This is a genomic window from Kangiella sp. (assembly GCF_048265365.1).
Classification (GTDB): domain Bacteria; phylum Pseudomonadota; class Gammaproteobacteria; order Enterobacterales; family Kangiellaceae; genus Kangiella.
Map to the genome: position 1 here is coordinate 181,907 of NZ_JBLXBT010000001.1, position 11,077 is coordinate 192,983.

Genomic DNA, 11,077 nt, shown 5'->3' on the forward strand with positions numbered 1-11,077 from the left:
GCTACTTGCCTTATCTACGATAATAACCAAATCTTATCATCATTATCATTGTAAGCATTAGCAACAGTAACCAGTTTGTAGAGCCACCGCCACCTGAACCACCTCCAGACTCTGGATCTGGATTGGTATTTCCACTCGACTTTTGCAGCGAAATATTCGCCTCAGCAGTAGAAATGTTACCCACCGTATCACTTACAGAAACCGCCACCGTTACCTCTGCATCCTCTTCTAAGTTCGGTACCGTGAATGATGCCACCATCTGATTCACATTGTTCAAGACTATATTGTCGCCTTCCACTACACTCCATTGAAAGCTAAGCATTTCTCCCTCTACGTCGCTTGACCCTTCAGCACTTAGCTTAACAACTGCGCCCTCTACAGCAGAGCTAGGGGCATTTATAATAATCTCTGGCGGATGATTGAATTCAACACTAATCTGTTTTGTTGCGATACTCTTATCATAACCATCGTCAACAATTTCCAGCTCAATAGTTAAATTAATATCTTGTTCTACTAATGGAATCTTGATTGAAGCCTGCTTATTACCATTCCCTTCTATTCGCGCATATTCATAACCAATCAACTTCCAGTTATATTCGATAATGCTATTCTCTGGATCAGTCGACTCGGATCCATCTACAACGACCTCATAACCAGCAACATAGTGATTTTTGTCGGTTGTAAATCCTGCTGATGGTAACTGATTCAAATTTAATGAATACGGCTCACAACCAACGGTATAGTCACACCCTTGCATAAACAGCCATTTCCCATGGCCATTATCCATAAGATTCTCTCCATAAGAGCCATCAGTACTGAAGCTTATACTTTGATCTGAAATTAAATAAGTTAACTCACCACTGCCATCCATAGCAATCAACTGATTATCACCACCGGAGTTTCCAAGCTGTATAAAGTTAATGTCATCAACCTTAGTGATTTTATAAATATCCCGATAGTCATTTGAGATGCTGTTATGTAAGCTCATATTAGTGCCATTATATTTATAAAGTTGGTAGCCATTGTTAGTGTATTGCTCTTTATAAAATAACCAGTCAACATCCTCTTCCTGTGTCCCTTTAGCTATCTTTAAATCACTTACTAGTCCCAAATTCAGGTTTTTAGCCTCCCCATTTTCATAAACATACAGGTAGTTTTGCCCTGAGTTTGATGGTCGAGCATTGAAATATAATCTTGAGTCTTTCGCCACATAGTGTGTATAAGAAGGTATCCCATAACTATCAACTTTGACTATTTGGGCATCTTCTAATACCCAAACCCCCATTGATTGACTGCCATGGTCAATTAGTGAAATAACATTTTCGTTTTCTAGCTGAAAAAACCAAATATCTGTACAGCGCTTGCCAGACAACTCACCAATATCTAATTCTTCTAACCCATTTTCACCATTAACTTTATAGACCACAGTATGGTACTCATTGAGACACTCTTTAACGTACACATTTTCTGAATCCCAAAGTATCTTTCTATGGTGAGACGCTGAAAATTCCAATCCATTTTTGTTAATTGCAATTAATGAAGCCCCATCTAACTGCCATACACCTGTGTATTCGTCGTAACCAGTGGTAAAAAATATTCCATGTGGTGTTTTAATCAACTCCATATCCGTTGAAGTAAATTCCAATTCACCTATCAACTCAACTCGGCTAGGGGTAACCCTCCACAAATATTTTAAACTGCTTCCATCATAACCACCTACAAAATATAACTGTGTCCCATCATTGACAAACGAAGCTTGCAGATAATTATATGAATTTTGCGAAATTTTCTGCGGCCCATCCTCATTCAAAGCCCAGACTTGCAAATTACTACTGTTCACATTTTTTTGAAAATAAATTAACCGACCATCTACGCTAAACATTATTTCGGGGAAATAATCTAAGTTTTCGTTATAGATTGTCTCCACCAGATGTGCATCATAACCATCAGATTCCCAAATTGTGGTACCAAACTCATCATGCTCTGCAATAAAATATGTCTTATCCTTTACAACAGTATAATTTCTAGGGTAACTCCCACCAGTAGCATTGGTTACCTGCAGTTTTTGCACTGATGCTCCTTCGATTACTGAAAGTGGGGTACCATACTCTCCCACTGCTCTATAAGTTAGGTAAGTACGGTGGCTAGGCTCATCAACCCCAATATACCAACCGTGCTCTCCTTCAAATGCTATTTCTAATGTAGCAACTTTTAATTGCGTATCAATTCTATATAGTTCAATTGTTGAATCTTTTTTTGTGGCTAAGGCATAGAGCTCACCTTCCATCATGAATAGCTGGTAGTAATAAACACTTTGATCAAGTAGCACTTCAGTGGCCTCCCCATTTTCTAGTATTGCAACTGCTAGACTGGTTGTCTCCTCCTGATTCTTTCTACCACTAATTATAAAGTTACCACCCAGCTCCAGTAGGCTCGTACTTCCAAGTGAGTTGGAGTAATCATACCCTGTAATCACATCATAAAGATTTACACCATCGCTATATTTTAACTTCTTACCATCAAAGCCTTCTTCAAAAAAATACGTCGCACCGTTCTTTCCGGCTAAGTCTTCAATTCTCAAAAAATGTTCTTCTTGATACTCCGTAATCTGCTTCTGTTCAGTCCCACTGAACTGCCATAATTGGTTAATCTGGCTATCTGTACCTGCTGCCAATAATATTAGTCTGTCGTCTACAACCTGGCTCATACCAAAATCTATGGAGCTAAAACTCTTTAGTGGAATTATTTCGTTATCTTGTAATAAACTCAGATCGTAGGTGGAAGGAGTGGTGTCGTAATTACTTTCAATGATGTATATGCCGTCAATTGTTGTGAACAAAAACGGTATTCTATGGTTGCTTGTATAAATCGTTGTTTCAGATCCGCCTGATATTTTGCGAAGCTCCCTTAAAGGGTCATCACTAAAACTAAAATAAATTTCATTATTGAAGTAGGTAAAGTCTTCTATTTTGTAAAACCAATTACTCCCAGTTATCGTATAATAAGCAATATCAGGTCCATCGAATTCCACAATAGTATTGTCACTATTATTTCCCAAATTGGTGAGAGTGAAATATTTACCATTATATTCTTTTAGGTTGTTTGGGTTGATGTACATCCCTGGATCAATCTTTACGAATTCCCCCTGAGTATCTTGGAGGTAATATATTAGACTAGTATAGGTATTCGGATCCTGTACTATGAGATAAAGTGTAGTATCTGACTTAAAAAAAGCTTCAACTCTACCTGACTCTCTTCCTGGTATGGTCTCAAGTGCCAAGCTTACATTGTTAAATTTATCCACTCTCCATAACTCTCGCCCAGTTTGTTGTGTTTCTTTGAAAAAATACAGGTTTTCTTTAAACACAATAGTATTTTGACCGTCAATACCCTCAATGTATGTCTCAACTGGTAACTGACCTATATCTTTTACTATGGACAGTGGTTTTGAAGGTGAAAAGTAATAAGCAAACGCAAGTGTGAGTGGCAGAACTACTGCCATGATTCCATATTGTATTTTTTTCATATCCCAGCCTTTTTATTATAAAAGGCAGTATTATATGCATTTTTGATTTGTGTTCAATTTTTGGACACTTTTTTACAGCTTTGTACCACACTTCTTACAGTAATCTGCATCTTTATCGTGCCCTTCATAGGCGCAGGCTGGGCAGGCATTGTTCGTGACATCTTTTTTCTTCATGACTTCGCGGGTAATTTCTGCACTATAGATTCCGGTTGGTACGGCGATCAGTCCGTAGCCTAAAATCATGATGCAGGATGCGATAAACTGGCCGAGCGGAGTCTGTGGTGAGATATCTCCATAACCTACCGTGGTTAAGGTTACGATGGCCCAATATACTGACGTTGGAATGCTTGAAAATCCATTCTCTGGTCCTTCTATGACATAAACCAAAGAACCGAATACTACCACTGACATCAGAACCGTATACAAAAACACACTGATTTTAGTGCCACTATTCCTCAACGCATTCATCATCAGACTGGCTTCGCCCATATAGTTAGCCAGCTTAAAGATCCTAAATATTCTCAGCACTCTTAAAATACGAATAATAAGGAAGTACTTTGCGTCGACAATAATTAAAGTTAAATAAGTAGGGATAATTGAGAGTATATCTACCACCCCATAGAAGCTTTTGGCATATTGTAGAGGCTTTCGGACGCTGATTAAGCGTAAGATATATTCAATAGTAAAGAGGATGGTGAACGCCCATTCCGCTGCAATCAGCACACTACCGTATTCTACCGAAATCACTTTAACGCTATCGAGCATGACAGCTAATACACTAACAAAAATTGTGATAATTAAAGCCACATCAAAAGTTTTACCGGCGAAAGTATCAGCTTCAAAAATCACTTCATGAATTTTTTCGCGCCAAGGCGATAGCGGCTCACCTTCGTCAAATTTATGTTTTCGGTACTTAAATGGCGTATTCATGTTCCTTGTTACATCCTATTCATTATTTGTTTTCTCTTGCCTACGATTCTAATCAATTATACCGATAAGTTATAGGTGATATGTCTTTAGTTTTATTTAGAACTATCTAATTTACCACCAGCCCATAGCTGGTGGTATACCATTATTATGTGTAGGGTTTCTGTTATTGATTTTATTACGGTTTGTAACGTTTTCTGAGTTTCTTTCTCTATAAGTCTGATTATAATAAAGCAGATTCTATTCATGTGATATTCACAGGCAAAGGTGTAAAAATAGGTGATTTAGACGGCTAAACAGTGTAGAATCCGCCTACTTTTTGACCAGCATTTCAGTGTTATTAACGTTGGTTTATGTAACTCTGCTATAAATAAAAGGTAACTTACTCAAAATGAGCAATTATTCAGTTTTTACGTCGGAGTCCGTTTCCGAAGGACATCCAGACAAAATTGCCGATCAGATTTCAGATGCAGTCCTTGATGCCATTTTAGCGCAAGACGTTAACGCTCGCGTTGCTGTGGAAACCATGGTCAAAACAGGCATGGTGATTGTCGCAGGTGAAGTTGGAACATCAGCCTGGGTTGATATCGAAGAGCTTGCACGTAACACTATTAAGCGAATTGGCTACAATAGTTCCGAAATGGGATTCGATTGGGAATCTTGCGCAGTATTGAATGCTATCGGTAAGCAAAGCCCCGACATTGCTCAGGGTGTTGACCGCGACGACCCTGATGCCCAGGGTGCCGGCGACCAAGGTCTAATGTTCGGTTATGCATCGAATGAAACGGATGTGTTGATGCCGGCACCGATTACCTATTCACACCGTCTAGTGCAAAAACAGGCGGAATTGCGGAAAAATGGCAAATTGGCCTGGTTGCGTCCTGATGCGAAGAGTCAGCTGACTTTTCGTTACGAAAATGACAAGCCAGTTGGTATTGATGCGGTAGTTCTATCAACTCAGCATAGCCCTGACATTTCCCTTAAAGATTTACAGGAAGCTGTTATCGAAGAAATCATCAAACCTGTTTTGCCGACTGAGTGGATTGACAAAAAGACCAAATATTTTGTTAACCCCACTGGCAAGTTTGTTATTGGTGGACCAATGGGCGACTGTGGTTTAACCGGCCGTAAGATAATCGTTGATACCTACGGCGGTATGGCGCGCCATGGCGGTGGCGCCTTCTCTGGCAAAGATCCTTCAAAAGTTGACCGTAGCGCAGCCTATGCTGGCCGTTATGTGGCTAAGAACATTGTAGCTGCTGGTCTTGCTGAACGCTGTGAAATTCAGATTTCATATGCGATTGGTGTTGCTGAGCCAACGTCTATCAGCATCAACACCTTCGGTACTGGTAAAATTAGCGAAGACAAACTCGTTTCCTTGGTGCGTGAACATTTTGACTTACGCCCACGCGGTTTAACTAAAATGTTGAGCTTGCTGCAACCAATTTATCAGTCCACTGCAGCTTATGGCCACTTTGGTCGTACCGAAGACAGCTTTACCTGGGAACAAACCGATAAAGCTGAAGAGTTGCGCGCTGCCGCCGGCTTATAACCTATTTATTTTTACACTCACCGAACGGCCTTTTTAAAATCTTTTTTGGTTTAAAGGGGCCTAAAAAAAATCTGGGAAAATTATGACTGACCACATCATTAAAGATATTGCTCTCGCTGATTGGGGCCACAAAGAAATCGATATGGCAAAAAGCGAAATGCCTGGTTTGATGGCTGTGCGCGAAGAGTATGGTTCAGAACAACCACTTAAAGGCGCTCGTATTGCAGGTTCTTTGCATATGACTATTCAAACAGCCATGCTGATCGAAACCTTAATTGCATTAGGCGCAGAAGTCCGTTGGGCATCGTGTAATATCTACTCCACTCAAGACCACGCTGCCGCAGCAATTGCTGACCAAGGCATTCCTGTTTTTGCCTATAAAGGCGAAACTTTGGATGAGTACTGGGAATATACGCACCACATTATGGAATGGCATGATGGTGGCTCTCCGAACATGATTCTGGATGATGGTGGCGATGCAACAACTCTTCTTATTCTTGGTACTCGTGCTGAAAAAGATATTTCCGTATTGGATAACCCAAAAAGTGAAGAAGAAGTAGCGCTATTCAAAGCAATCAAACTCAAGTTATCTGAAGACAATGACTTTTACTCACGCACTTTGGCCAACATCCAGGGTGTGACTGAAGAAACTACCACAGGTGTTGCTCGTTTATATCAAATGAAAAAGCGTGGCGAACTTCCGTTCCCTGCTATTAATGTTAATGATTCAGTGACAAAATCTAAGTTTGATAATTTATACGGTTGCCGTGAATCTCTAGTAGACGGTATTAAGCGTGCTACCGACGTCATGATTGCCGGTAAAATTGCCATCGTGTGTGGTTATGGTGATGTGGGTAAAGGCTCTGCTCAATCACTTCGCGGTTTAGGCGCAACTGTCTGGATTACCGAGATTGATCCTATTTGTGCATTACAAGCAGCAATGGAAGGTTATCGTGTGGTCGATCTGGAAGACCCAAATGTTGTAGAACAGGCCGACATCGTGGTTACTGCAACGGGTAACTATGACATCATTCGTCACGAGCATATGGTTCGCATGAAAGATCAGGCCATCGTTTGTAACATTGGTCACTTCGATAATGAAATAGATGTAGCCAGTCTGGAAAAATACGAGTGGGTTAACATTAAAGAACAGGTTGACCAAATCCGCTTCCCTGATGGTAAACGTATTACCTTATTAGCTAAAGGCCGTTTAGTGAACCTTGGTTGCGCTACAGGCCACCCAAGCTTCGTTATGTCGAACTCTTTCACTAACCAGGTATTGGCTCAAATTGAGTTGTGGAAAAATGGCGATAAATATGACAACGATGTTTATATCCTGCCTAAACACCTTGATGAGAAAGTAGCTCGCTTGCACCTTGAAAGAATCGGTGCTCGTTTAACAACTCTTCGTCAAGACCAGGCTGATTATATCAACGTACCTGTTGAAGGCCCTTACAAGCCAGAACACTATCGTTATTAGTTTCGCTTTAGAGAGTAATAAAAAAGCCGGCATTTGCCGGCTTTTTTATTACTCACCTACTGTGTTTTTTACCTGTTCTCTTTCATCAAGCCTACCATGTAAATGATTTATGCTCTGTTGAAGCCTATCCATTGATTCCTGAAGCTTATCGATTTTATTTTCTATCTGATTCGAGCGAGCATTACCGAAGATAGCTACCACTAATATAATTAAAAATATAGTACCACCAGTAAGCTTTACCTTATTGCTTTGTGTTTTTTCCATTTATCAATCTCATTACATTGCACTGTATTTCCTTTTACCATCTTCAGTTATATATTTCCAGATACTGCTTTGAGTCTTAATTACAAATGCGCGATAATGGCGCCATCATTTTTCAATGGTTTCAATATATTCCTATGGATAACGCTTCCCTAAAAAAACGTGACTTAGCCGTTCTTTGGCACCCTTGTAGTCAGATGAAGGATTATGAGCGCTACCCTATGACGCCGATTAAGCGCGGCGATGGAGTTTATCTGGAAGATTATGACGGTAATCGTTACATCGATGCTGTCAGCTCCTGGTGGGTCAATCTGTTTGGCCACAGTAATCCCATTATTGCCAATGCCATGAAGGAGCAAGTAGATAAGCTGGAGCATGTGATTTTCGCTGGCTTCACTCATGAGCCAGCCATAGATCTCGCTGAACAGTTGGTCGCCATGACTCCAGAAGGGTTAGACCGTGTATTCTATGGTGAGAATGGCTCTTCAGCGGTCGAAATTGCCCTAAAAATGAGTCTGCATTACTGGCAGCTAGCAGGCAAGCCCGAGAAAACACAATTTATCGCTTTAGAAAGCGGATATCATGGCGAAACCACCGGGGCGCTGGCTGTTTCCGATCTGGGCTTATACAAAGCTCCTTATAAACCGCTGATGTTTGATGTTATGACAGCACCATCACCAGATTGCTATTTCCGTGAAGAAGGTGAGAGCTGGCATGATTATTCTTTACGTCAATTTGAGAAGATGCGTGAGCTTGTTGAGCGCGAACACAAAAACGTCGCTGCCATTATCATTGAACCACTGGTTCAATGTGCTTCTGGAATGCGCATGTATCACCCTGTTTATCTCACCGAGTTACGTAAACTGTGTGATGAGTTTGATGTGCATTTAATCGCCGATGAAATCGCGGTTGGTTTTGGTCGTACTGGTACTTTGTTTGCTTGCGAACAAGCTGAAATTAGCCCTGATTTTATGTGCGTATCAAAAGGCCTAACAGCTGGTTTCTTACCTCTTTCTGCAATGCTGACCCGGGAATCTATTTTCCAAGCTTTCTATGATGACTACGAAAAGTTGACTGCTTTTCTACATTCGCATAGTTACACAGGATATGCCACAGGGTGTGCCGTTGCTAAGGCAACATTAGACATTTTCCAAAGCCAGCCGGTGATTGAGCACAATAAAGTCTTGGCACAACACATGGCCCAAGCTACGGCCCATTTTGCCGATCACCCTCATATTGCCGAAGTGCGCCAAACAGGCATGATTCTCGCCGCCGAGATGGTTCAGGATAAAAAGTCTCGCACGCCGTATGACTGGAAAGAACGCCGAGGAATGCGTGTTTATGAGCACGCTTTGTCACAAGGTGCTCTTTTACGCCCTCTTGGTAATGTGGTCTATTTCATGCCACCCTATGTCATTACCCCAGAAGAAATTGATAAGCTGGCAGACGTCGCTTGGCAGGGTATTCAGTTAGCAACTAAGGATTAACGTTAATGCGCATCCCTCGTATTTACACTTCTCAATCACTGTCTATTTCTGACAGTGTCTTGCTAGATAAAGAAGCAGGTAATCACGTCAGTCGTGTTTTACGCATGACCAAAGGCCAACAGGTAGAACTGTTTAATGGTGACGGCCACAGCTATTTTAGTGAGATTATCGCCATCGAACGCAGCCTGGTCACCGTGCAGATCAAGGAGAGTGTGGCTGTTGCAAATGAATCCCCATTGAATATTCATCTATATCAGGGTGTTTCTCGCGGTGATAAGATGGAGCTTACTTTGCAAAAAGGTGTTGAGCTTGGAGTATCACAATTTACTCCTCTGATTACTGAGCGTTGCGGTGTCAAACTGGATGAAAAGCGTTGGCAAAAGAAACTGGAGCATTGGCAGAAAATTATCGAAAGTGCTTGTGAACAATGCGGCCGAAACTCTATCCCTACTTTGCACCCAGTGATTAAACTACAGACAGCTCTAAGCGAGCTTAATGACAACAGTTTCTTTATGCACCCTGAGGCCAAACAGAGCTTCAAATCAATTATTGCAGACACAGACTCTGACATTCAACTGTGGGTTGGCCCTGAAGGCGGTTTCAGTGACGAGGAAATTAATTGGGTTGAAGCGCATGGCTGCAAGCCCGTTCAACTTGGGCCTAGAGTGCTCAGAACAGAAACGGCAGCCTTGGCTGCCGTTTCTGTCATGAATAGTTTATGGGGAGATTTTTAGGGTGAGATCTTTTGAATTAAATCCCGGAATTAAACGCGCTCAACCAACATGTTTTCTATTAAGTCCAGGTCAGGAATAAGCGCCTTTCGCCCACCCAGGTCAACCCATGCTTTAACACCAGTTGGTAAGTCTTCCTCCAGCATCTTGCCATTGTCTTCATCGACCGGTACCAAGCGTGGGATACCCTGCACCATGATTGCAACATAAGGCACTTCTTGATTACCGTTAAGAGTGTAAACAATTGCGATACGAGAACGACGCAGCTCGCCAAGTTCCTTCTTTCCTTGAATTCTCTCTAATGAAACAACTGGGATCTTGATATTACGCCAAATAATTTGACCGATTTGCCAGTCATCGCTCGACTCTGCATTTTTTGCTAGATCCACATTCATGAATGGAACGATTTCAGCCACTGTTGCATTCGGCAACAACAGGCTGTTTTCAATCATAGGAATCAAAAAACTATAAACGTCTTTTACTGTATCAGTCATGCTTTATCTCACGCGTATTGGTCAACTGGAAACAATGCTTCTAATAAAATGACCAACTGTGCAGCTAAACCTGCGGGATCATCTTTATAAGTTACCTGTCCTGTTTTCATCATACTTTCCGGCATTGATGACTGGATGCAGCTTTCAATCGTCTGGCACCAGATATCAACCCCACTTTCAGTTAGCAGTTCAGCATTTTTTGAACCATCTTCGCCCATGCCGCTGAATATAATCGCTAACTTTTCTACATCTCTTAATTCAAGAGATTCGGCAAATAATTCATTGATATTCGGAGCATAAGGTTTGCTCCAAGCTTCTTCAGTCAGAATTACCTTTCCCTGTACTACAAAACTAATCTTCTTATCAATCGGTGCGATATAAAGTTTGCCTGGTTTTATATCTTTATACTGATCGATAATTTCGGCATCAATAAATGGATGCTCATTAAGCATTGCTTGCAGATTTGGCAATGACCCTTCATTAATGTGGTTTGCCAGAACAAAACAAACCGGTAAAGGTTTATCAGGCAAGGCATCAATAAAAGCCTTAACTGCTGCAGGGCCACCTGTTGAGGCGCCCAGCAGCACCAACATTGTATTCATTACAGCTTGTTTAATCC

9 protein-coding genes are annotated in these 11,077 nt (G+C 41.3%); 4 read left to right on the forward strand and 5 right to left on the reverse strand.

What is annotated here, in order from left to right; all coding sequences use genetic code 11:
• Window positions 1-10: 10 nt before the first annotated feature.
• Together ACN0VI_RS00860 and ACN0VI_RS00865 are read right to left on the reverse strand one after the other, a co-directional pair.
• On the reverse strand, window positions 11-3,526 hold the full coding sequence (locus tag ACN0VI_RS00860) for a hypothetical protein (protein ID WP_417445440.1): 3,516 nt from the start codon (window positions 3,524-3,526) through the stop codon (window positions 11-13).
• 72 nt (window positions 3,527-3,598) lie between these two features.
• Window positions 3,599-4,456 carry an ion transporter gene (locus ACN0VI_RS00865; RefSeq protein WP_417445441.1) on the reverse strand — a complete coding sequence of 286 codons (858 nt, stop codon included), beginning with the start codon at window positions 4,454-4,456 and terminating at the stop codon, window positions 3,599-3,601.
• 388 nt (window positions 4,457-4,844) lie between these two features.
• On the opposite strand from ACN0VI_RS00865, the gene metK reads away from it, so the two are divergent.
• Together metK and ahcY are read left to right on the forward strand one after the other, a co-directional pair.
• Entirely contained in the window at window positions 4,845-6,005 is a 1,161-nt protein-coding gene (metK, locus tag ACN0VI_RS00870; protein ID WP_331892255.1) for a methionine adenosyltransferase, read from the forward strand.
• Between the two features lie 82 nt (window positions 6,006-6,087).
• Entirely contained in the window at window positions 6,088-7,485 is a 1,398-nt protein-coding gene (ahcY, locus tag ACN0VI_RS00875) for an adenosylhomocysteinase (protein ID WP_331892257.1), read from the forward strand.
• Window positions 7,486-7,533: 48 nt separating this feature from the next.
• Here the strand turns inward: ahcY and ACN0VI_RS00880 are convergent, their stop codons facing one another.
• Window positions 7,534-7,749, reverse strand: a complete 216-nt coding sequence (locus ACN0VI_RS00880; protein WP_417445442.1) for a hypothetical protein — start codon at window positions 7,747-7,749, stop codon at window positions 7,534-7,536.
• A 134-nt stretch (window positions 7,750-7,883) separates the two neighbouring features.
• Here ACN0VI_RS00880 and ACN0VI_RS00885 point away from each other — a divergent pair, with 134 nt between their 5' ends.
• Together ACN0VI_RS00885 and ACN0VI_RS00890 are read left to right on the forward strand one after the other, a co-directional pair.
• The gene (locus ACN0VI_RS00885) at window positions 7,884-9,233 is read left to right on the forward strand and encodes an adenosylmethionine--8-amino-7-oxononanoate transaminase (RefSeq protein ID WP_417445443.1); all 1,350 of its coding nucleotides are present in this window, start codon (window positions 7,884-7,886) and stop codon (window positions 9,231-9,233) included.
• Window positions 9,234-9,238: 5 nt separating this feature from the next.
• Window positions 9,239-9,967, forward strand: coding sequence for a 16S rRNA (uracil(1498)-N(3))-methyltransferase (locus tag ACN0VI_RS00890; RefSeq protein ID WP_417445444.1), 729 nt, complete (start codon window positions 9,239-9,241; stop codon window positions 9,965-9,967).
• A gap of 29 nt (window positions 9,968-9,996) precedes the next feature.
• Here the strand turns inward: ACN0VI_RS00890 and ACN0VI_RS00895 are convergent, their stop codons facing one another.
• Together ACN0VI_RS00895 and ACN0VI_RS00900 are read right to left on the reverse strand one after the other, a co-directional pair.
• The gene (locus ACN0VI_RS00895; protein ID WP_331890352.1) at window positions 9,997-10,458 is read right to left on the reverse strand and encodes a chemotaxis protein CheW; all 462 of its coding nucleotides are present in this window, start codon (window positions 10,456-10,458) and stop codon (window positions 9,997-9,999) included.
• Window positions 10,459-10,466: 8 nt separating this feature from the next.
• Entirely contained in the window at window positions 10,467-11,060 is a 594-nt protein-coding gene (locus tag ACN0VI_RS00900; protein WP_331890354.1) for a chemotaxis protein CheB, read from the reverse strand.
• Window positions 11,061-11,077: the final 17 nt, after the last annotated feature.

Bases quoted from the DNA above. Each gene is read 5' to 3' on its own strand.
- ACN0VI_RS00860 (WP_417445440.1), bottom strand. From the start codon at position 3,526: ATGAAAAAAATACAATATGGAATCATGGCAGTAGTTCTGCCACTCACA.
- ACN0VI_RS00865 (WP_417445441.1), bottom strand. From the start codon at position 4,456: ATGAATACGCCATTTAAGTACCGAAAACATAAATTTGACGAAGGTGAG.
- metK (WP_331892255.1), top strand. From the start codon at position 4,845: ATGAGCAATTATTCAGTTTTTACGTCGGAGTCCGTTTCCGAAGGACAT.
- ahcY (WP_331892257.1), top strand. From the start codon at position 6,088: ATGACTGACCACATCATTAAAGATATTGCTCTCGCTGATTGGGGCCAC.
- ACN0VI_RS00880 (WP_417445442.1), bottom strand. From the start codon at position 7,749: ATGGAAAAAACACAAAGCAATAAGGTAAAGCTTACTGGTGGTACTATA.
- ACN0VI_RS00885 (WP_417445443.1), top strand. From the start codon at position 7,884: ATGGATAACGCTTCCCTAAAAAAACGTGACTTAGCCGTTCTTTGGCAC.
- ACN0VI_RS00890 (WP_417445444.1), top strand. From the start codon at position 9,239: ATGCGCATCCCTCGTATTTACACTTCTCAATCACTGTCTATTTCTGAC.
- ACN0VI_RS00895 (WP_331890352.1), bottom strand. From the start codon at position 10,458: ATGACTGATACAGTAAAAGACGTTTATAGTTTTTTGATTCCTATGATT.
- ACN0VI_RS00900 (WP_331890354.1), bottom strand. From the start codon at position 11,060: ATGAATACAATGTTGGTGCTGCTGGGCGCCTCAACAGGTGGCCCTGCA.